This is a genomic window from Devosia sediminis (assembly GCF_016411825.1).
Classification (GTDB): domain Bacteria; phylum Pseudomonadota; class Alphaproteobacteria; order Rhizobiales; family Devosiaceae; genus Devosia; species Devosia sediminis.
Window position 1 is genome coordinate 23,095 of the sequence record NZ_JAEKMH010000001.1, and the last position, 20,510, is coordinate 43,604.

Consider the following 20,510-nt stretch of genomic DNA (forward strand, 5'->3'; position numbering starts at 1 on the left):
TCAGTTCTGATGGTTGGTATTGAAGGTGAAGTCGTAGCGGTCGCCACGATAGATACTAACGCCACGCTCGATCGGGCGATGGCGCGCGTCGAAGTTAATGCGCGTAACCTCAAGCAGCGCTGCCGTTCGCGGCGTGCCCAGCAATCGCCGCTGCTCGGCGCTGGCGACGATGGCGCGGATGGTCTGGCGCGTGAAGGCGATCTCGATGCCGTAGCGGCTCTGCAGGATATTGTAGAGCGAGGTATCGAGGTCCTCCCGAAGCAGATCGGGAAACAGCTCGGCCGGAAGCTGGACATTTTCGATGCACATCGGCTCGCTATCCGCCAGGCGCAGGCGCTGGAGGCTGTAGATCAGCGTGCCATCGGGCACATCGAGGTCACGGGCCACGTCGCCTACCGCCAGCGCCTGGGCACGACTGAGCACGCGCGTCCCGGCAACCAGGCCGCGATCGATCATGTCGCGGGTAAAGCTGGTGATGAAGGTGTGCTTGGAGATCTGCTTGTCCGACACATAGGTGCCCTTGCCGCGAACACGGTAGATGACGCGCTCGTTTTCTAGCTCGCTCAGGGCCTGCCGGAGGCCCGAGCGGCTGATGTCCAGTTCGAGCGCCAGGTCGCGTTCGCGCGGCAGCAATTCGTTGGCCTTCATCGACTTGATCCGTTCGAGCAGGTGCTCGCGGGCCTTGCGGGTCTTGGTCATGCGGGAAGACTTTCTACCGGTTGCGGACAGGCCGCCACGAATCGTCTGGTAATCTGCAGGGGATCGGTGATCGCGCCACCTACAACGACACAGAATGCACCGGCCGCGAAAGCCCGTTCAACCTGTTCCGGGGTGCGATAACGGCCCTCGGCGAAAACCGGCACCGGCAGCGAGCGGGCAAGGGTGTTGACCAGGGCGATGTCAGGCTCGTCGGACTGGACGCGCCCGGTGTAGCCGGAGAGCGTGGAGGACACCATGTCGGCCCCTGCCGCCACGGCTTCTCCCGCTGCAGCGAGGCTATCGACGTCGGCCATGAACAGCGCGCCGCCCCGGTGAGCGGCCTCGACCAGGGCCAGGGTCGCCTCCCCGCTGCGACGCGGCCGCATTGTGACGTCTGCCGCAACGATGCTTGCGCCGGCGGCACAGAGGTCCCGCACATCGGCAACGCTGGGGGTGATGTAGACCGGGCTGCCATCCTCCTCGCGCTTGACGAGGCCGATCACGGGTCTGCCCAGCCGGGAGAGGGCGCGCACGTCGTCGAGCCCCTCGGCGCGGAGACCGGCGGCATTGCCCAGAAGGGCGGCGCGCGCCATGGCCATCATGTAGTCCGTGCCACGCAGGGGGCTCTCCGCCGGGGCCTGGCAGGAGACGACCAGCCGGTGGCGCAGCGTATCGAGGTTCAGCATGGTGTCAGTCTCCAAAAGTCTCGTAGAGCGGCTGCATCACCGGATCGGGCCTGATTTCGGCAAGGGTGATGCAGCCTGTGAGCGGATCGGCCTCCGGCGGCCGGTAGTGTGCAGCGGGCATGAGCGTCTGCATGGCCTCGACAAAGGGCGTGGTGATCGCGGCGCCGGCCGCGAAGATGCCGCCAAGGCCGGTGTAGGGAACCGCCCGCTCGGAAAGACCGGCGCGCTGAATGGTCATCGCCAGGCTCTCGGCGAGGTGCCGCGCCGCCCGCGAGGCTATGTCGGTGGCGGTGGCATTGCCCTCCCCGGCCAGGGTGATGACCGGACGGGCGAAAGCGGCGATCGCCTCGATATCGGGGCGATCGCGACGCCAGGTCGACGCGATGGTCGCGAGTGGGCCCCAATGATCGACGAGGCTGTCCACCAGCGCGTCTTCGAGGCCGGCGTCATGCAGGCGAAGCCCCTGGCGGATGGCTTCGCGGCCGATCCAGTAGCCGCTGCCGTGATCGCCCAGTTCGCTGCCCCAGCCATCGGCCCGGGCCATGGCATGGCCCGGATCGAGCGCCAGGGCGACACTGCCGGTGCCGGCAATCACCATGCCGCCGGGCTCGCAGTCGAGGGCACCGAGATATGCGGTGAGGCAGTCATCGGCGATGACCACGCTGGCGCGGAAGCCGGCTTCGGACAGGGCCTGGCCGATGGCGCTTGCCTGGTTCGATTGCGGTTCGTAGCCGGTGAGCCCCACGCCCAGGCGAAGGGGTTCATCGACGGGAGCAATGGCCTGCACAAGGTCGCGCACCAGTACGGGAATGGGGGCCGACCAATAGCCTGGGCCGGTCATGTCCTCGCTCGAGCCCGAACGGCGCGCACGGCTGCCGGACTGACCAATGTCGATGCCGATGACGGTCACGCGTCTGCTCCCGGGGCGCTGCGGGTCAACGCTTCCTCGGCGAAGTGACAGGCGACATTGCGCCCGGCCACCGGCCGCAGGCTGGGGCTTTCGGAGCGGCAAACGTCGCGGGCCATGAAGCAGCGGGTGTGGAAACGGCAGCCGCTGGGCGGGGCGAGGGGCGTGGGCACGTCCCCTTCGAGCACGATGCGGGGCGGGCGTTCCTCGGCCCAGGGCCGCGGCACCGGAATGGCCGAGAGCAGGGCGATCGAATAGGGATGCGCTGGCTGCTGGTAGATCGTCTCGACCGGTCCGGTTTCGACGATGCGGCCCAGATACATGACCGCCAGTTCGTCGCTGATGTGACGCACCACGGAAAGGTCATGGGCGATGAACAGGTAGGCGAGGCCAAATTCCTGCTGCAGCTCGGCGAGCAGATTGAGCGTCTGAGCCTGCACGGATACGTCGAGGGCGCTGACCGGTTCATCGCAGACGATGAGCCGAGGGCGCAGGGCGATGGCCCGGGCAATGCCAATGCGCTGGCGCTGGCCGCCGGAAAACTGATGCGGAAAGCGGCTCGCCATTTCCGGGCTGAGGCCAACACGCTCCATGAGGCGGATGATTTCGCGCTCACGGCCGTGTTCGGGGGTGAGGTCGGGATGGACATCCCAGACCTCGCCGATGATCTGAGCCACCGTCTTGCGCGGATTGAGCGACGCAAAAGGGTCCTGGAAGATCATCTGGATGTCGCGGGCGAGGCGCCGCCGGGCATTGGCATCGGCATCCTCGATGGCTTCTCCGGCAAAACGGATCGAGCCGCCCGTCGGCCGCTCCAGCCCGACGATGGCGCGGGCCATGGTGGATTTGCCGCAGCCGGACTCGCCGACCACGCCCATGGTCTTGCCGGGTGCGACGGCGAGGTCGACCCCGGCGACGGCGTCTACCTGCATCTTGATGCGCCGCAGGATGGGCGAGCGGATGGCAAAGCTGACGCGAAGATTATCGAGCGCCAGAAGCGGCGCGAGCGGATCAGGCGAAGAGGCGATCATCGGCTACCATTTCCCGGGCAAAGTGACAGGTGGCCCCATGGCCGTTTCCAAGATCGACCATGGGCGGGCGCTCCGTCCGGCAGATGTCCTGGGCAAAGGGGCAGCGCGGGTGGAACGTGCATCCCTGTGGCCGACGCTGCGGATTGGGCGGCAGGCCGCCAATAGTGGCGAGCGGCTGATGCTTGCCGCCGCCGGCTGTGGCCGGCACCGAAGCCAGCAAGCCCCTGGTGTAGGGATGGCCAGGACGGTCGTAGACGCGGCGGACATCGCCGGTCTCCACGATGCGGCCCGAATACATGACGGCCACCCGATCGGTGACGTCGGCGACGACCCCGAGATCGTGGGTGATCAGCAGCATGGCCATGTTGTGCTCGCGCTGAAGCCGCCCGAGCAAATCCATGATCTGGGCCTGCACGGTAACGTCGAGCGCGGTCGTCGGCTCATCGGCGATCAACAGGCGTGGCTTGAGAGCGATGGCCATGGCGATGACGAGCCGCTGGCGCATGCCGCCCGAAAACTGGTGGGGATAGTTGCCGAGGCGCCGGCGCGCGTCGGGAATGCCGACCGTATCGATCACGTCGGCCGCAGCTTCGCGCGCGGCGCGGCGGCCAAGGCCCTGGCGCACACGGAACAGTTCGGCGATCTGGTCGCCGACGGTGAAAACGGGGTTGAGGGCGGTCAGCGGATCCTGAAACACCATGCCCATTTCGGTGCCGCAGAGGCGACGGGTCTCGCGGCGCGGCAAGGCGAGAAGGTCCTTGCCATCGAACCGGACGGTGCCGCTGGAGACGACGGCCGTATCGGGCAGCAGCGCCATGATGGCCTGCGCGGAAACGGACTTGCCCGAACCCGATTCACCCAGCAGCGACAGTGTTTCGCCGGCATCGACGTGAAAGGAAATATCTTCGAGCGCCAGGATCGTGCCACCGCGGGCGGCAAAGCCGACGGCTAGGTCGCTGACCGTAAGGCATCTCTCTGATGGGGTGGCAGGGGGCACGGCGAACTCCGGGAATGTCGGCGCAGGCAGGAGGCCTGCGCCGGGTAGGCTTACTGCTTGCTGACGGTGTCGAAGCGCGGCATGCCGGTCGGGGTGGGGACGAAGCCGGTGACCTCGTTGCGGTAGACGGCGTGCATCATCATATCGAGCGGGAAGATGCCGACGGCGTCGTCCCAGATGATCTTGCCGGCCTCGGCATAAAGCTCGGCCCGCTTGTCCTGGTCGATCTCGGCGCGGGCGGCGAGCAGCAGCTCGTCGAGTTCGGGATTGGCGTAGCCCATGCGATTGGCCGTCGAGAGATAGAGCCGGGCCAGGGTGAAATCGGCGTCACCGGTAATGGTGTTGCCTTCGGCCAGGGTCGAGTCCCAATTGAGGGCCAGCAGATTTTCGAGCCAGGTGGCGCGTTCCAGTTCCTGCGGGGTGACCTGGATGCCGACGGCCGCCCAGTAGCTGATCAGTGTCTCGGCAAACTCGCGGATATTGGTGCAGCACATGCTGCTCCACATCATGGTCGTGGTGAAGCCGTTGGGATAGCCGGCCTCGGCAAGGAGCTGGCGCGCCTTTTCCGGGTCATAGGCATAGGGCGTCTGCTCCGCGGCGCCGAAAATGTCCTGCGGAATGGGACCCTTGGCGACTTCGGCCGTGCCGTCGAAGAGGAAGGTCTTGATCTCTTCCATGTCGATGGCGTGCCACATGGCCTGGCGAACGCGCACATCGGTAAACGGCTCGCGGGAGCTGTTATACCACATGTAGTAATTGCCGAAGGTAGGGAAGGATTCCACCGTCAGAGACTGGCTGTCGCGCACCTGTGCGACCTGGTCGGGCGGCAGGCCCCAGGTCACGTCGATCTCGTTGTTTTCGAGCGCGGTGATGCGGCCCGACACTTCCGGGATGTAGCGATATTCAAGGCGGGCTGTCGGTGCGGGCTCGCCGCGATATTCGGGATTGCGTTCGAGCGCCACGAACTGGCTGGGCGTGAATTCGGCGACGCGATAGGGGCCGGTGCCGAAGGGCGCGTTGAAGAAGTTCGGGTCTTCCAGCGCAGCAGCCGGCGCGATGCCGAGCATCGATAGGTTGCTGAGAACCGTGCCGAGGCGGGTATTGGTCTTGATGTCGACGGTCAGGTCGTCGGGAGTCTCGATGGCCTCGACGGCGCCCCACAGGCCGGACAGGGGGCCCTTGCCGTCGATCAGACGCTGCAGCGATGCCTTGACGTCGGCGCTGGTCAGCGGGCTGCCATCGGCAAAGGTGATGCCTTCGTTGAGGTGGAAGCGCCAGGTCAGCTCGTCCGGGTTCTCCCAGCTTGCGGCCAAGAGCGGCTGCAACTGTCCGTCCTTGCGGATGACCAGGGGCTCGAGCACCTGCTGCATCACCGAAATGGTGGGCTGATCGGCCGACTGGGCGCCAAAGCTGTCGAGCGAGGTCACGGCGACCGGATTGGCGATGCGCAGCACGTCGGCGGACTGGGCCAGCGCCACCGATGGCATGGCCAGCGCTGCCGCGAGGGCGAGCCCCCGGATCGTTCGTCTGAATATATCCCTGGACACATGGTTCATTGTTTTCTCCTTCTCCTTGGATTGCGGCAGGTCAGCGCGTCACAAGATTGGGGTCGAGGCGATCGCGGAGCGTGTCGCCCAGGATGCCGACGCAGATGACCAGAATGGAAAGCGCGATGCCTGGCATGGTGGAAATCCACCAGGCATTGGCCAGATAGCTGCGCCCTGCCGAAATGGTGCCGCCCCAGGTGGGAATACCCACCGGCAGGCCGAGGCCGAGAAAGCTCAGAGACGCCTCGGCGACGATGACGAGACCGAACTGGACGGTGGCCACGACCAGGATGGGTGCGACGAGAGCGGGCAGGATGCAGTTGATGATGATGTGGGCGTCGGTGGCGCCCAGGGTGCGGGAAGCATCGACGAACGTGCGCGACTTGATGGTCAGCGTCTGCGCGCGGGCGACGCGGGCGAACACCACCCAACGGGTGACGGCGAGCACCAGAATAACATTGGTCAGGCTCGGCCCGATTACCGCGGCGACCAGAACGGCCAGCAGGATAGAGGGAAAACCAAGCTGAATGTCGGCGATACGCATGACCACGGTATCGACCGCGCCGCCCCAATAGCCGGCGACGACGCCGAGGGCGACGCCGATCAGGCTGGCCAGAACCAGCGTGGCGGCGCCGACGGCGAGCGAAATGCGCGCGCCGGCCAACATCTGGGCGAGCAGGTCGCGTCCCACCGCATCGGTGCCCAGAAGGCTCAGCGAGCCATTGGCAAGGGCGGTCATGGGCGGCTTCAGGCGGTCTGCGAGACTGGTGGCGACCGGGTCGAAACCGAGGAGGATCGGGCCGATCACTGCGGCCAGGACATAGAAGCCGACCACAATGGCGGGCAGGACGATGCCGAGGGGCAGGGCGCGGCCAGACGCGAGGGTGGTGGTTGCGGAGAGGTCAGCCATCGACGCGTACCCTGGGGTCGAGGACGCCGTAGAGCAGGTCGACGACGATATTGATGGAAACAAAGAAGAGGACGAGCATGACCACACTGGCCTGGACGACGGCGTAGTCGCGAGCGGCGATGGAATCGATCAGCAGACGCCCGAGACCCGGCCAGGCGAAGACGGTTTCGACGATCACGGCGCCGCCCAGCAGCGTTCCGAGCTCAAGACCAACCACGGTCACCACGGGGATCAGCATGTTGCGCACGCCGTGGACACCGACCACGCGGGTCTCGCCCAGGCCCTTGGCGCGGGCGGTCTGGATATAGGGTTCGCCCATGGATTCGAGGAGGCCCGAGCGCACCAGGCGCACGATGACGCTGAGGAGGGGCAGGGCCAGGGTCACCGCAGGCAGCAGCACGGCTTCGGGCGAGCCGGCGCCACCGCTGGGCAGGATATGCAAGGTGCGCGACAGCAGCAGCACGAGCATGATGCCGACCCAGAAACTGGGCAGGGACTGGCCCGCCAGGGAAAAGAGCGAAATCAGTTTGTCGGCCGCCTTGCCCCGCTGGAGCGCCGAGAAAACTCCCAGCGGAAAGCCGACCAGCAGCGCCAGGGCAAAGGCGACCAGCGCCAGGTATATTGTGTATGGCAGGGTCTGCGATACGGCCTGCATGGCGGGCATGCCGAGCCGGATCGACTGGCCGAAGTCGAGCACCACCATGCGGGTCAGAAAATTCAGGTACTGCACCGGCAAGGGGGCATCGAGCCCCCAGTCGGCGCGCAGAGCAGCGACCTGCTCGGGCGTGGCACTGACGCCCAGCATCACCACGGCGGGATCGCCAGGTATGGCACGCATGGCGAGGAAGACGATGGTGGCGGCTCCAAGAACCACCAGCAGCGCGGATCCCAGCCGGCCGAGCAGGTAGGCTGGCATCAGGCCTTTCCTCCAGCGGCAAGTGCCTGCTCGATGGCTTCAACGATGGCGATGGCGGCCTTGCCCTCTTGTCCGGAAATCGGGGTCGGAGTCTTGGCCAGCGCGGCGCCCACAAAGGCGTCGAGTTCGGTGCGCAGGTTGTAGGCGCCCTGGCCGGTGCGGCTGGGCCAGAAATAGGTGTCCATGTTGACGGCGCTGCCGCCTTCGCGCGGCACCATCAGCAGGTCGTTGTGGCTGAGGCTGACTTCGATCGCGGCCTTGGAGCCGATCAGCCGGAAGCCGGCATCGGCGCGGGACGGCCGGCTATGCGGCAGCGTCCAGCCGTTTTCCATGGTGCCGACGGCGCCGCCATCGAGCCGGATCAGGGCGTGCACGATGTCGGCTTCCGCCGGCGACAGCACATTGCGCCCGATGGCGCCGACGACCTCCACTTCCTGCCCGGTGACGAAGCGGATGAGGTCGGCGTCGTGTACGCCCAGGAACCATGCCACCGAGGTGCGATCCCAGATGCCCACGCCGACGGCCTGGGAAGTGGAGCGCCAGACCTTGACGTGCCAAAGGTCGCCCAGTTCGCCGGCGGCCACGAGCTCGCGGGCACGGATGACGCGCGGGTCGAAGCGCAGGATATGGCCGATCATCAGCGCATCGGGGTCGGCGCAGCGGGCCATGATGGCATCGCAGCTGGCGGTCGAAATGGACATCGGTTTTTCGAGGAGGACGCGCTTGCCCGCTTCCAGGGCCTCGATGGCCGGCGCCTCATGCAGATGGTCGGGCATGCAGATGCTGACGGCGTCGACATGCGGCAGCATGGCGCTCAGCGTGTCGAAGCCGCGCACGCCGAATTCGCCGGCCACTTTCTCGCGGCGTTCGGCATTGGCCTCGGCCACCCCGACGAAGTCCACATTGGGCATTGTCGCCAGAGTGCGCGAATGCAGATGACCCTGCACACCAACTCCGAGAACACCGACACGCAACCGATCCATGTATGCACCATATCTAAGCTAGGTATATACCTACAACATCACAGGACCAGACCAGAGTCAAGGTGGCAGGGGAAGAAACGGCCGGCGCACGGGAGCGCCGGTCGGCGGCCGCTTGATGCCGGTGTCCTGAAGTGGGTGACCTGACTGTCCGTCAACCGCCGGATGGCGTGCGGCGCAGCGCCGAATTACTTAAAGGTTAAAGCAAACCGCACCGGTTATCTCAACGGCTCGGTCGGGTCCGGCTCGTATGACACCAGCGCAGCTCCCGCCCGAAATGGGAGCAATTGAATAAAATTGTACCGAATTTTCGAGTTCGGCGGCAATTTGTTGCGGGCATCTTGTTGTCATCAACCTCATCAGGGATGGCACAAATGAACACCAAATTCTCGCCCAAGGCCGCAGGTCTGGCTCTCGCAATCACCTTGGCTTCCATCGGCGGCGCTGCAGCGCACTCCAACCAGGCCGGTATCGAACGGTTCTCGACGGTCACTCAGGTGGCCGCGGTCACTCCGCTCTCCATGCAGTATTTCTGCGCCCAGAACCGCAACGAATGCCGCGGTGGCGGCGCCGGCAAGGTCACGATGACCCCGAATGTCATGGCCGTGCTCAAGCAGGTCAACGTCCACGTCAACAATTCCATCCGGCCGCAGGCCGACACGTCGGACTCCTGGGACCTCAACCCCACGGCCGGCGATTGCGAGGACTACGTGCTGAGCAAGCGCAGCATGCTGATCCGTCACGGCGTCTCTGCAGGATCGCTGCGCATCGCCTACACCCACACCCGTCGCGGCGAACCCCATGCGGTCCTCGTGGTGCGCACCTCGGAAGGCGACTACGTGCTCGACAACCTCAACAACTCGGTCAAGAGCCTGCGCGCCTCGGGCTATAATATCCGCTCGATGTCCTCGTCCGATCCCACCCGCTGGACCGCCGGCTAAGCGACACTGTCAGCGCAAAAAATGGAATGGGGCCGAAAGGCCCCATTTGCATTTCGAGTACTGCTACGCGTTTACTGCATAGGTGCCTTTCGATCACGATATGAGATCGTCTGGCGCAGACAACATACATTTGTCTAAATTCTTTTAGAATCAGGTAGTAGCTGCAGGGACCACTGCTGATCCTTGTCTCTACGCATTTACCATTGCGCGGTGTCCAGCATTGCGTGGTCGGTAAACAAAGTGTAAAGAAATCTCGACTTAAGAAGTAACTCGTCGTATGCTTCGGCGCGGCAAGAATGGTGAGGACGTTTGAATGAGTAAGTTTTTTGCCACTGTGGGCGCTGTAGCGACCTTCAGCCTGGCTGCCATTTCCATGCCCAACGCGGCTCCGGTACCGGGCTTCGAGGCCCTCTATGCCGCTGCATTCGCGGCTTGCACCCCGCCCGCCGGTACTCCGGAAGCCTGCGAAGCTGCGATCAATGATCTCTCCGCTGCGATGATCGCCGCTGGCATCCCGCAGGACGTCGCGCTGGCTTCGTTCACCGAACTGCGCGCTGAAGTCGTGGCCGAAGGCGGCTTCGAAGACATCTTCGAAGAACTGCTTCCGGATTCGGGCGCCATCTCCGGCACCCCGGCAGACGCCAGCCCGGTCTGATGGCTTAGTTACGGTTCATCCACTCGGGGCAGTGTCCCCGAGTCGGGTGGTCGTGCTCTGAACCCAGCCAGGCGTTCATACTGACTACGACAATGCTGGATCTGCACCCCTCTCTTGGTGCGGAGCCTATTGTTGCGTCTGTGTCGTACATGCCGTCCATGATGGCATGCACTGTACTCCTGGACTGCTGGAAATCCTGGTCACTGCCGGCTGAAGTTGGCTTGCGACCGTCCAGACGGGACCGGGATGTGAGGCGCGACACGAAGACAGGTGGTTTGAGACCTGTCTGATTTTGCCAGTTGTGTTGTCTCTGAATGTTTGTGACTGCGAGATCTTGCATGAACAACTTGATTGCAGTGAAAGACGGCAGTGTCGGGTTCGAGCACATCGTGGGCGATGACTCGCCGGCGGTCGTCTCCTGGCGTCCGGAATTTGGCTCAGGTTGGGTCGAAACGCAGAGTGGCCTGAAGTATTCCTGGAGCGACGGCGTGCCGGAACGCGCTGTGGACAGTGACGCCCGCCGCACCAAGCTGGCCGCCAAGCGTGCCTTTGATCTCGTCGTCGGCACATTGGCCATTCTTGGCCTGCTGCCGCTTCTGGTTCTTGTCGCTGTGGGCATCAAGCTCACGAGCAAGGGTCCGGTGTTTTTCCGGCAGGCGCGCGAAGGCATCAACGGTTCGACGTTCAATGCCCTCAAGTTTCGCAGCATGAGGATCGATGACTGCGACAACAGCGGCATCGCCCAGACCACCAAAGACGATCCTCGGGTCACCGCCATCGGGCGTTTCCTGCGTCGCACCAGCATTGACGAACTGCCGCAGCTCATCAATGTGCTGCGTGGCGAGATGTCGATTGTCGGCCCGCGTCCGCATGTGAGCGGGATGCGTGCCGGTGGCATGGCCTATCGCGACCTCGTTCCCTATTATGACCGCCGCCTGGACATGCTTCCGGGTATCACCGGTTGGGCGCAGGCCAACGGGCTCCGTGGCTCGACACACGATGCGACCGTTGCTCGTCGCCGCATCGACCACGATATCGCCTATATCCAGAACTTCAGCCTGCTGCTCGATCTCAAGATCATCTGGCTGACGCTGCGCAACGAATTCCTCAGCGGCAGCGGCCACTGATCAGCCGGTCGCCGGCTTGAGCGCATGCTCGCTGGCGATCCTGGCCGCCTCAGAGGCACGAGCGACTTCGCTTACCTCCTGAGATTTCTTCCCATAGCGCTTTTCGATCAGCCTGCCGGCCCATGCTGTCGGCGGGCCGCGAACGTTTGATAGGGATAAACTGCAAGCAGGCGCACGCATTGGCGATCAGGTCGGCGACGATGAAGGCACAGCAGCAAGTCTGCGCTAGACATTGTCCGCCTGTGCCTAGTTGCTGGGCCCTGGATCAAACGTCCCGCTATCGAGCTGAAGCATAAAGTGCCTCCCACCCATCCAGCGGCATGCCGTAAGTGGCCATGTGGGCAGTGTCGGTACCTGGCGCCGACCGGCATCGCGCAGAAGGCCAGCACAGAAAGCCAAGCCGAAAACAAGAACCCTCCGCGCGGCTGCGCGGAGGGTTTGTTCTGCTTCGTTGGTTGTCAGGGCCCGATACAGCTCGATCAGGAATAGTAGCTGCCGTATTTCCGCGAGTAGTGGCTACGGGTGCCATCCTGCTGATTGAGCACGGCAATGATGGGCGTGCCCTCGGTGGTCGCGGCGCTAAGGCTCGCAACGCTCTTGCGCACGTCGCTTTGCGAGGAACTTGCCCAGCGCACCACATACAGCACCGCGTCTGCGAAGGGAGCGATGTAGAGACCGTCCACCACCGGCCCGATGGGCGGCGTGTCGAGGACGATGACGTCAAAGCTCTTGAACGCTGCTTCGATGAGCCGACGGAAGGCCGGCCCCGAGAGCAACTGGTCGGTCGGCAGGTCGCTGCGGCGCGCGCCAACGACGATGGTCACGGGCGTGAGATGATCCTGCGACAGGATCGAGCCGATCATCACCGCGCTGTCACTGTCCGAGGACAGCAGATCGAGCAGGCCCTGCGACGGCTCGAGATTGAGGTGGCGATGCACGGAAGGCTTGCGCAGATCGCAGTCGATCAGCAGCGTCTTCTGTCCGGACAGGGCGTAGGAACGCGCCAGCGACAGCGCGACAGTGGTCTTGCCCTCATTGGGCGAAGACGAGGTTACCATGATGACCTTGCCATTCGGCCGGTTCGGGGCCGTGGTTCGCTTGCGCAGCGCCTGTTCGATCGCAGCCCGCGCCCTTCGGATGGATTCCGAATAGACCGAGAGGGGTTCCTCCACCATGAGGTTGGCGAGGCTCTCCCTCTCGTTCTTGATGCGCTGGCGCGGGACGGCTGTCGCCACCGGAATCCGCAACACCGATTCAACCTGGGCCTCGCTGGTGAAGCCGCCAATGAGGTTTTCATAGAGGAAAGCCAGCGCCACGCCAAGGCCGAGGGCAGCGACGACGGCAAGCCCCAGGATCAGCGTCTTGTTGGGGAATGATGGCGTGAGCGGCGCTAGGGCAGGGGAGACGATCCGGCTGTCCGCCTGTTGCAGGTTGGCCTGGGCTTCCAGGTCCTGCACGCGGGCCAGCAGCGTCTGGTATTGGCTGCGCGCCAATTCGGAGCCCTGCTGCAGTTCATAGAGCCGGGTCAGGACGTCGGCGGAGAGCGAGCTGTTGAGCACCTCGCTGCGCAGGGTCTGCCGCAGCTCGTCTTCCTGGGTCTGGGACTGCTGCACGCTGCTGCGCAAAGCATTCACCTCGGCATTGGCCGTCGTCAGCATGCGCTCCTCGAGCGCCGCGAGCTCGCTGCGGAGGTCGACCTCCCCGGCAGATCCGGCTGTGGTGCCCTCAAGGCGCGCGCGCAATTCGTCGCGCTGGCGGTCGAGTTCGCCGAGCGCTTCGGACTGCAGGGTAGTGACGATGGTTTCGAGGTCGTTCGCCCCCAGGGCGGTCTGCACGGCGGTGGCGATGCTGCTCGACTGCGCGCGCTGCGCTTCGAGTTGGGCAATCTGCTTCTGCATGGATGCAAGATCGGTCCGGCCGGCGTCCTGGGTGATGCGATTGATATTGGTGGAAATGAAGGTGTCGTAGGAGTTTTCAGAGCTGACGATGGCTTCGCGGGCCTGAGCAATCCGGGCCTGCAGGATATCGCGCGAGGACAGGGCGGCGTTGACCTTGGAGGCCAATTGGTCGGCGATATAGGCCTCGGCCACGGCATTGGCGAGGCGCGCCGCCATGGCTGGATCAACCGACGAGGCCTGCACGGAAATGAGATAGGTGAGGCCGCGCCGCTGCACGAGGATCGCCCTGCGAAGCTGGTTGAGGGCCTGGTTGAGGGCTTCGTCGGCCGTCGGCAATTGCGGTTCGGCCAAGCGGAGGAAGGCCAGGATGCGAGGGACCAGCCCGAGCGATACGCCAACTTCCCGATCGGCCAGCAGGCCTTCATCCTGGATCACCTTGAGCAGGATGTTGTCGGAGCGGACCAGCTCGACCTCTGAATCGATACGCGCGTTGTCTGCGCCGCCGATCACCTGGGCGTCGGGATCGAGCAGGTTCTTGCTGCTCGGATCCACCAGGATCAGAGCCGTCGATGTGTAGCTGGGCGTCAGCGTATAGGCGATGGTGGCGGCAATGGCCACGACGGCAATGACGGTGATGACGATGAGGCGAAACTGTCGGCGCAACAGGCCGAATATGCTGCGCAGGTCAATTTCAGTTTCGTCCATAAACTATTCCTTACTCGTCGCTACGACTGTGTCGCGCAGCCATCAATACGGTCAAACGGTGACAATCGGTACAATCATCGAAGAAAAACGTTACCGAGCGTTGTGCGTCTGCAAAAAAAGCGGTGCTTCGCCCGGGATTAACCGCAAGGCGGTCAGTATTCCAGTGGCGAATGCTCCGGTGTCGATGCAAATCCTCCCAGCGGCCACCACGGGCTCGGGCGCGGGGGTGTGCCCATGCACGACGGTCAGCCCGGGCTGCGGCGCCGCCTCGAAGAACTCGTCGCGGATCCAGAGGAGGTCGCTTTCGCGTTGCTGTTCGAGGCTTATTCCCGACCGCAGTCCGGCATGCACGAAGGTGTAACCCGGCACGGTGAGGCTCAGCGGCAGCGATTTGAGGAAGCTGATGTGTTCGGAGGGAATGTGGCTTTCGATGACGGCGAGGCGCGATCGCGCTGATCCGCCCACCAGCGCCGCAGTTGAGAGCTGGTAGGAGTGGAGAAATTCCAATCCACCGAACTTGAGCCAGTCGGCATCGGCCTGAGGATTGCGCAGAAAGGCCAGAGCCATAACCTCGTGATTGCCCACCAGGCAGATGCGTCGAAATCCGGCCGGCGGCGTCGACAGCAGTTTGTCGAGCACACCTGCTGAATCGGGGCCACGGTCGATATAGTCGCCCAAGTAGACCATCCACTTTTCGCCCGGGATGCTCTTGGCATCCTCGGCAATGAGGCGTTCCAACTCCCGCACCTGCGCGAGGCAGCCATGGACGTCGCCAATGGCGTAAATAGCCGCAGGCCAGGAGTCCGCGGCCATGTGGGAGCGGGCCTCCGTGCCGGCGCCAGGCCGCGGCGTGCCGAAAAGGCGGCGAAGCGCTTGCAGCATCAACGATCCCGGCGCTTTGTGCCAGTGGTCGTCGCGACCCCGGCAGCAACGATGGCGAGGAAGAGGATCACGTTGGCCTGGATCTCGAGGCTGAAATCGACCAGCGAATGCACGCCGGCGAGAATGATCACGCCGAGGGCGGCCGTTTGGGCTGTCCACGAGCCTTCCCCGCGCACCAGCGAGCGGACCAGGCGGAACGCCAGGTAGGCAATGGCCAGGATGGGGATCGAGCCGGCGATGAGGCCAAGCTCTGCCCACAATGTCAGATAGGTATTGTGACCCTTGGTAAAGGTCAGGTCGGGCGGCAGCGGTAGCCGGTGGACCAGCGGAAAGGCCAGCTCGAATGTGCCGCCGCCAAAGCCGGCCCAGGGCCGCATGGCGATGAGGTCGGCGATCTGCTGGTAGATCGTGCCGCGATCATCGGTGGCGAGGCGCATGTTCTCGATACGCTCGAGGAGACCGCCGCCGGCGAGATAGACCGCGCCGGCCAGCGCCGCGAGGCCCACTGGCGCCGCAAAAAGCAGCGCCCGCAAGCTGCGCATCGTGAGCAGGGCGATCAGCACGACGACACCGGACGCGACAAAGGTTGCAAAGAGCCCCATTCGCGATTGCGTCGCCACCAGCACAACCAGCAGGAAGGCATAGGCGATGCCGAAGAGTACGAGGCTGCTGGTGAAATTGACGATCTGCCCGTCATTGGCGTGGCGCTGCGACTGGCGGACGAGAACGGCGCAGCCCTGCGCAAGCGCCAGAACGGCGCCGAAACCGACAAAGGTGGCGAAGCTGTTACGGTTGACGAAGGTGCCGGTGGCCGAGCCGCGATAAGCCCATTTTTCAAGGCCGAGAATGGTGTCGGCGGTCTGCAGGTTGACCAGCGCGTAAAGGCCATAAGCCACGACCACGAGCAGCATGGCCCAAAGCGCCATGGCGCGCCGGCCGTCATGCACCATGACCTGCATGATCAGCAGGAAAAACAGCCCATAGGACAATTGCCGCACCAGCATGAGCACGGTGAGCGAAGGGGCGATGCTGATCTGGCCGGCGCCTATGCTCGTCGAGCCTGAGCTGATGATCGGCACATTGCCGAGCGGCAGAAGCTGGAAAACCAGGAAAGCGCAATAGGCCGCAAACAGCAGCAGCGTGACGCCGCCGACACTGACGCGCAGCCGCTCTCCGGTGGTTCCATAGGCGACGAAGTAGCAAAGGCCGACGACGCCGATATAGCAGGCCCAGACACCCCAGACGATGGCACGGTGGCTGCCAAAGGGCAGCGGCGCCAGCGCCAGCACGACGAACAGGGCCCAGAACAGAATGGTATTGAGGCGCGAGCGCTTCTCGCTCGCCCGCGACGAGGAGGCAGATTGCGTTGAGCGCTGCGCGTATAGGCCGGGCGTCGCCTGGGTCAGTTCAGTCATGACGTCGTCCGCTTCCGCACTTCATTGATGAAACGCCGCTGAATCTGCGCGGGCTGGGTCTCCACCTGCGCTTCGACGCGTGCACGGAAGTCCGGCTCGTCCACATAGCGCTGGGCGAGCGTGCCGATCCCCGATTCGCTGGCGAGCAGCAGGCGCAGATCCGCATCGGCCGCCTCCAGCGCCTCTGCCTCGAGCTGGGCGAAATTATCCTGCGCGACGGCGACGCGCAGTTCGGCAATCCAGCCCTCATGCGGTCCGGTCAGTTGCGAGCGAATGAGCGCGTCGTTCATGCCCGGCCAGTCCTGCATATGCGCGGCTGCCAGGGCGCTGACCGACCAGGCATAGGAATCGGTGGGGAAGCGCGCGGCTGCCGTCTCCGCCGTCTGGCGGCAATGCGGCACCAGGGCTTCCTGGGTCTGGGTGGGCAGGTAGCGCACTTCGAGCGACCTGGTCGCCAGCAGCGCCCGCTCGCAGTTCTTCAATACGCTCTGCTGGGTGCGCGTCCAGAGGCCGCCGACCTGGTCGTCGCCGATGGTCCGGACCACCTGGCCCACACTGGTCAGGCCGAAATCGAATACGGCTCCGGCATTTTCCTCGGCAACGGTCCAGGCGCCGAGCAGCGCCACGCCCAATGCAAGTGGCGCCAGAACCGCCGTTATTGCGTGCCCTTTAAATTCCATCGCTCAATTCAACCAAGACGTCCTGCCGACGGCGAAGGAAACCGGGGGCACCTTGATGGTGCCCAGCCGGTATGGTGCCGCAGGCAAATGCTTACTGCACGGCACGCAATGCGTCCATCAGCGCCATAAATCTTGATTAAGAGCACCAGATCGCGGGGGTTCGGAGCACTGCGCACTGCTTGTGGAGACTGCTGACCAAAGGGCAGTCGAAGGGACTTCATGCTGTCATGAACACTCTATTCTTTACAGCTTTGCTCTAGTAACGCTGCCCGAGCGAAAACAATAAAGGTGCGCGCCCTCGATGCGGAAACTGCAAAAGCTGCGCTGGATGGTCAATCGCCTGGGCTCGATGTCGGCCCCCGAGATCGTCCATCGGGTTCGGGAGCGCCGGCTGCGCAAGGCCGGCCGCGCGGCTGGCGGATGGTCGCGCTATGCCGTGGCCGAGTTCGAGCTTGTGTGCTTTCCGGTCGATGACGCGCAGTTGCGGGCGCTGGCCGCCGATTGCGCGCCCGATTGGCGAAGCATCGAGCAGCAGGCACGTACGGGCCGATGGCACTATCTCGGCATGCAATGGCCCGGCGCAGCAGCGGGTGCGGCCTGGCACCTCGATCCCGTTTCCGGGGCCGCATGGCCCTCCGACCGATATTGCTTCGACATCGACTTTCGCCATGGCGCCGGGCGCGGCGACATCAAATATGTCTGGGAAATCAACAGGTTGCAATTTCTCCCGCCCATTGCCGCCCGCGCACGCGCCGAAGGCGACGATGCTGCGGCGCGCTACTGCATCGACACCATCCTTGACTGGGCCGAGGCCAATCCACCGTTTCTGGGCGTGAACTGGGCCTCGGGCATCGAGCTGGCGCTGCGGGCCATCAGCATCCTTCTCACGCTCTCGCTTGTCGGACCCGATCGCCTCGCACCGGACGAACGGCTGCGCATCGGCGCGCTGCTCAATGCCCATGCCGTCTGGCTGATGCGCTATCCGTCGCTGTTTTCCTCGGCCAACAACCATCTCGTGGCCGAGGCCGCGGGGCTTTATATCCTGGGCGCGCTCGTACCCTCGCTGCCGGGTGCTGACCGCTATCGCGCCTATGGCCGTCAGGTGCTCGTCGAGGAGGCCGGCCGGCAGATCCTTGCCGATGGCGTCGGCGCCGAGCAGACGCCGACCTACACCGCCTTTACGCTCGAGCTCTATGCCTTCGCCCTCGTTGCTGCCCGGGCGGCGGGCGAGGATTTTCCCGATCAGGTCCGGACGCAGCTCGGCAAAGCCGTCGACTTCCTGCGCTGGGTGACCGACGGAAAAGGCAACCAGCCGCGCTTCGGCGACGATGACGAGGGCAGGGTGGCGATCTCGCTGGCCGGTCCTGAGCGCCACTATGTGGCTTCGGTGATGAGCGGCGTCGCGGCGCTTTCCGCCCGCCCGGACAGTGCTCCGCCCATGGCCCCGCCGCATCTGCGGGACCTCTTTCTCGGCAAGGCCACGGCCGGATCGCAGCCGCCGCAGGGACTCCGCTCCTTCGACGATGGCGGGTATTCGGTGTTTCGCGCCCAACTGGCCGGCCGCGAGACCATGCTCGCCTTCGACCACGGGCCGCTGGGCTATCTCTCCATCGCCGCGCACGGCCATGCCGACGCCCTGGCGATCTGGCTGCATGTCGATGGCCAGCCCGTCATCGTGGATGCCGGTACCTATCTATATCATTCCGGCGGCGCGGAGCGTGACCGCTTCCGCGGCACGGCGGCGCACAATACGCTCGAGATCAACGGCACCAACCAGAGCACCATCGTCGGCGCCTTCAACTGGTCCCACAAGGCCCGCGCCTGGCGCCTGCCGGAGGCCGGCGAAGAGCTTGCCGTCGCGGCCCGTCACGACGGCTACAGCAGGCCCTTCGGCGTCGTTCACGAACGCCGGGTGGCCCAGGCGCCCGGCGGCTTTACCGTGACGGACAGTCTTGCTGGACCGCTGACAGCGGTCGCCGATACAGTCCTCCGACTTTATCTCGACCCCTCCATCACGGCGCAGCGCGACGCCGAAGGCAGGGTAGCCCTCTCCCGCGACGGAAAAGCGCTGATGCACCTGACCTTCGAAACCTCAACCGGCAGCGCGCTCGCCGCCGAGCTCCTGCCCACGGAGGTATCCCCCAGCTTCGGTGCGAAAGAACCCAGCACGGTTATCACACTCGCTGTACCCAAGAGCGCATGGTCCGAGGGTGGCGGGGTGGTGACTGGGTTTCAGGTTTTTTCACCCGCCTTCAGGCTGTAATCAGAACGAAATTCTGGGCCCGTTGCCGTAATAGGATGCACTGGTTTGGTCCGCGCCCGCGTAAAAATGCCAGTCAAGAAGATGGTTGCGCAGACGAAACTCACACTCTCGGGTCGGAATGGCGCAACCTCCGTGATGGCGAAAATGCACCATGCAACAAGCACAGACATCATCGCTACCCGCTCTTTAGTCTGTAGGTGTCCTTGAACGGCTAGCCAGATTATTCGCCAAAGTATCGCCGCCACAGCGACAAATCCGAAGATGCCCAACCCCAAGGCTGCATCAAGATATCCGCTATGCGCATCCATGAAGGCGGCAGAAAAATGAGCGGTGAAACTGTCTGTGAGCAAGCTTTGGTTCCCAAAGCCAACCCCAAGAGGCCAATAAGCTTTCACCGCTTCTAACACAAAGTTCCATGCCTCTGTTCGTCCCGTGAGTGTTACATCTCGGCCCAAAGTACTTGCTACCATTTGAAGTGGATCGAATCCGGCAATCGCGGCGCTGATTGCAACAATAGCCGCACCTCCGATGAACGCTAACCTAGCCGGTCGCCGAAGTCTCATTCCTGCCGCTACTGCCAACCCCATTGCCACAGCGACCAGCGCAGATGCAGAGCCAGCCATTAGTAGTCCGAGGGAGGCAGAAGCAATCATCAGGAGGTAATAAATCCTCTTGAGGGCGAACATTTCTCGCATAGACAAAGTCATAATGAAGTGGATTGCGGCAAGTTGTCCAAAAGCATTTTTATGCGCGAACACGCCCCTCCATTTACCCGCATGAACCCACTGGATGGCGTCGCTACTTTGGTGCACTCCTATTCGCGGAATAACCAATGCGACTGCAATAGAGATAAACAGTGTGATAGTAAGAGCATTGTAGGTTATTTTCAGAATATCTTGTTCGTCAAGGCGCGCCCAGAGAGCCAGACTGAGTCCATATACGGCAATCAATGGAAGAAGCGACCTCATCGTCTGATAAACGTCAATTGCCCAGGCGGCTGATAAAATGCTTACTCCGCAAAATAGGGCAACTGGCCATCCTTTCAGGACCAGATGCCACGGTCGGCGCCCCGCGTCGAATCTATGGAAAAGAGTGGGTATCCAGAATATCGAGAGAAAAATCTGTAGCCAGACGTAATTGGATGTGAACGATGCGAAGGGTCTAAAATAAAAAAATACCAATATAGTGAAACCAATGAGAGTCCACTTTTTTACTTGGATGGTTTCTTTGTCAATTGCGGCTTTATTATTATAGATGTTATTGACTGTCAT

At 63.6% G+C, this 20,510-nt stretch carries 18 protein-coding genes; 4 read left to right on the forward strand and 14 right to left on the reverse strand.

Going from position 1 to position 20,510, the window contains the following annotated elements:
• The 9 genes from JEQ47_RS00120 to JEQ47_RS00160 are packed head-to-tail and all read right to left on the reverse strand — an operon-like array spanning position 1 to position 8,676.
• Positions 1-699 (reverse strand): GntR family transcriptional regulator, encoded by a 699-nt coding sequence (locus JEQ47_RS00120; RefSeq protein ID WP_198874361.1) that lies wholly within the window; start codon positions 697-699, stop codon positions 1-3.
• Positions 696-1,385, reverse strand: coding sequence for an N-acetylmannosamine-6-phosphate 2-epimerase (locus JEQ47_RS00125; protein WP_198874362.1), 690 nt, complete (start codon positions 1,383-1,385; stop codon positions 696-698). The genes JEQ47_RS00120 and JEQ47_RS00125 overlap by 4 nt, the downstream gene beginning before the upstream one ends.
• Before the next feature lie 4 nt (positions 1,386-1,389).
• Entirely contained in the window at positions 1,390-2,295 is a 906-nt protein-coding gene (locus tag JEQ47_RS00130; protein ID WP_198874363.1) for an N-acetylglucosamine kinase, read from the reverse strand.
• Positions 2,292-3,323, reverse strand: coding sequence for an ABC transporter ATP-binding protein (locus JEQ47_RS00135; RefSeq protein WP_198874364.1), 1,032 nt, complete (start codon positions 3,321-3,323; stop codon positions 2,292-2,294). Before JEQ47_RS00135 ends, JEQ47_RS00130 begins: the two co-directional genes overlap by 4 nt.
• Complete coding sequence (locus JEQ47_RS00140; protein ID WP_198874365.1) at positions 3,304-4,320, reverse strand: ABC transporter ATP-binding protein; 1,017 nt, start codon at positions 4,318-4,320, stop codon at positions 3,304-3,306. The genes JEQ47_RS00135 and JEQ47_RS00140 overlap by 20 nt, the downstream gene beginning before the upstream one ends.
• Positions 4,321-4,370: 50 nt before the next feature.
• Positions 4,371-5,876, reverse strand: coding sequence for an ABC transporter substrate-binding protein (locus JEQ47_RS00145; protein ID WP_198874366.1), 1,506 nt, complete (start codon positions 5,874-5,876; stop codon positions 4,371-4,373).
• Between the two features lie 31 nt (positions 5,877-5,907).
• Positions 5,908-6,777, reverse strand: coding sequence for an ABC transporter permease (locus JEQ47_RS00150; protein WP_198874367.1), 870 nt, complete (start codon positions 6,775-6,777; stop codon positions 5,908-5,910).
• Complete coding sequence (locus tag JEQ47_RS00155; RefSeq protein WP_198874368.1) at positions 6,770-7,693, reverse strand: ABC transporter permease; 924 nt, start codon at positions 7,691-7,693, stop codon at positions 6,770-6,772. Before JEQ47_RS00155 ends, JEQ47_RS00150 begins: the two co-directional genes overlap by 8 nt.
• Positions 7,693-8,676 (reverse strand): Gfo/Idh/MocA family protein, encoded by a 984-nt coding sequence (locus tag JEQ47_RS00160; protein WP_236020608.1) that lies wholly within the window; start codon positions 8,674-8,676, stop codon positions 7,693-7,695. The genes JEQ47_RS00155 and JEQ47_RS00160 overlap by 1 nt, the downstream gene beginning before the upstream one ends.
• Positions 8,677-9,047: 371 nt before the next feature.
• On the opposite strand from JEQ47_RS00160, the gene JEQ47_RS00165 reads away from it, so the two are divergent.
• The 3 genes from JEQ47_RS00165 to JEQ47_RS00175 all read left to right on the forward strand — a co-directional run bounded on the left by JEQ47_RS00165 (position 9,048) and on the right by JEQ47_RS00175 (position 11,396).
• Entirely contained in the window at positions 9,048-9,614 is a 567-nt protein-coding gene (locus JEQ47_RS00165; protein ID WP_198874370.1) for a transglutaminase-like cysteine peptidase, read from the forward strand.
• A 313-nt stretch (positions 9,615-9,927) separates the two neighbouring features.
• Positions 9,928-10,269: a hypothetical protein gene (locus JEQ47_RS00170; protein WP_198874371.1), complete on the forward strand. Its 342-nt coding sequence runs from the start codon at positions 9,928-9,930 to the stop codon at positions 10,267-10,269.
• A 338-nt stretch (positions 10,270-10,607) separates the two neighbouring features.
• Complete coding sequence (locus tag JEQ47_RS00175; protein ID WP_198874372.1) at positions 10,608-11,396, forward strand: sugar transferase; 789 nt, start codon at positions 10,608-10,610, stop codon at positions 11,394-11,396.
• Positions 11,397-11,875: 479 nt separating this feature from the next.
• On the opposite strand, the gene JEQ47_RS00180 is transcribed toward JEQ47_RS00175, so the two are convergent.
• The 4 genes from JEQ47_RS00180 to JEQ47_RS00195 form a co-directional block, all read right to left on the reverse strand.
• Positions 11,876-13,999 (reverse strand): GumC family protein, encoded by a 2,124-nt coding sequence (locus JEQ47_RS00180; RefSeq protein WP_198874373.1) that lies wholly within the window; start codon positions 13,997-13,999, stop codon positions 11,876-11,878.
• 90 nt (positions 14,000-14,089) lie between these two features.
• The gene (locus JEQ47_RS00185) at positions 14,090-14,812 is read right to left on the reverse strand and encodes a metallophosphoesterase family protein (protein ID WP_198874374.1); all 723 of its coding nucleotides are present in this window, start codon (positions 14,810-14,812) and stop codon (positions 14,090-14,092) included.
• 68 nt (positions 14,813-14,880) lie between these two features.
• Complete coding sequence (locus JEQ47_RS00190) at positions 14,881-16,296, reverse strand: O-antigen ligase family protein (RefSeq protein WP_198874375.1); 1,416 nt, start codon at positions 16,294-16,296, stop codon at positions 14,881-14,883.
• Positions 16,293-16,976 (reverse strand): hypothetical protein, encoded by a 684-nt coding sequence (locus JEQ47_RS00195; protein ID WP_198874376.1) that lies wholly within the window; start codon positions 16,974-16,976, stop codon positions 16,293-16,295. The genes JEQ47_RS00190 and JEQ47_RS00195 overlap by 4 nt, the downstream gene beginning before the upstream one ends.
• Positions 16,977-17,277: 301 nt before the next feature.
• Here JEQ47_RS00195 and JEQ47_RS00200 point away from each other — a divergent pair, with 301 nt between their 5' ends.
• Positions 17,278-19,239, forward strand: a complete 1,962-nt coding sequence (locus JEQ47_RS00200; RefSeq protein ID WP_198874377.1) for a heparinase II/III family protein — start codon at positions 17,278-17,280, stop codon at positions 19,237-19,239.
• On the opposite strand, the gene JEQ47_RS00205 is transcribed toward JEQ47_RS00200, so the two are convergent.
• Entirely contained in the window at positions 19,209-20,510 is a 1,302-nt protein-coding gene (locus JEQ47_RS00205; RefSeq protein WP_198874378.1) for an O-antigen ligase family protein, read from the reverse strand. The two genes, JEQ47_RS00200 and JEQ47_RS00205, sit on opposite strands and share 31 nt — an antisense overlap.

Bases quoted from the DNA above. Each gene is read 5' to 3' on its own strand.
- JEQ47_RS00185 (WP_198874374.1), bottom strand. From the start codon at position 14,812: ATGGCCGCGGACTCCTGGCCTGCGGCTATTTACGCCATTGGCGACGTC.
- JEQ47_RS00145 (WP_198874366.1), bottom strand. From the start codon at position 5,876: ATGAACCATGTGTCCAGGGATATATTCAGACGAACGATCCGGGGGCTC.
- JEQ47_RS00135 (WP_198874364.1), bottom strand. From the start codon at position 3,323: ATGATCGCCTCTTCGCCTGATCCGCTCGCGCCGCTTCTGGCGCTCGAT.
- JEQ47_RS00120 (WP_198874361.1), bottom strand. From the start codon at position 699: ATGACCAAGACCCGCAAGGCCCGCGAGCACCTGCTCGAACGGATCAAG.
- JEQ47_RS00150 (WP_198874367.1), bottom strand. From the start codon at position 6,777: ATGGCTGACCTCTCCGCAACCACCACCCTCGCGTCTGGCCGCGCCCTG.
- JEQ47_RS00190 (WP_198874375.1), bottom strand. From the start codon at position 16,296: ATGACTGAACTGACCCAGGCGACGCCCGGCCTATACGCGCAGCGCTCA.
- JEQ47_RS00170 (WP_198874371.1), top strand. From the start codon at position 9,928: ATGAGTAAGTTTTTTGCCACTGTGGGCGCTGTAGCGACCTTCAGCCTG.
- JEQ47_RS00195 (WP_198874376.1), bottom strand. From the start codon at position 16,976: ATGGAATTTAAAGGGCACGCAATAACGGCGGTTCTGGCGCCACTTGCA.
- JEQ47_RS00200 (WP_198874377.1), top strand. From the start codon at position 17,278: ATGCGGAAACTGCAAAAGCTGCGCTGGATGGTCAATCGCCTGGGCTCG.
- JEQ47_RS00125 (WP_198874362.1), bottom strand. From the start codon at position 1,385: ATGCTGAACCTCGATACGCTGCGCCACCGGCTGGTCGTCTCCTGCCAG.
- JEQ47_RS00205 (WP_198874378.1), bottom strand. From the start codon at position 20,510: ATGACAGTCAATAACATCTATAATAATAAAGCCGCAATTGACAAAGAA.
- JEQ47_RS00175 (WP_198874372.1), top strand. From the start codon at position 10,608: ATGAACAACTTGATTGCAGTGAAAGACGGCAGTGTCGGGTTCGAGCAC.
- JEQ47_RS00165 (WP_198874370.1), top strand. From the start codon at position 9,048: ATGAACACCAAATTCTCGCCCAAGGCCGCAGGTCTGGCTCTCGCAATC.
- JEQ47_RS00160 (WP_236020608.1), bottom strand. From the start codon at position 8,676: ATGGATCGGTTGCGTGTCGGTGTTCTCGGAGTTGGTGTGCAGGGTCAT.
- JEQ47_RS00155 (WP_198874368.1), bottom strand. From the start codon at position 7,693: ATGCCAGCCTACCTGCTCGGCCGGCTGGGATCCGCGCTGCTGGTGGTT.
- JEQ47_RS00180 (WP_198874373.1), bottom strand. From the start codon at position 13,999: ATGGACGAAACTGAAATTGACCTGCGCAGCATATTCGGCCTGTTGCGC.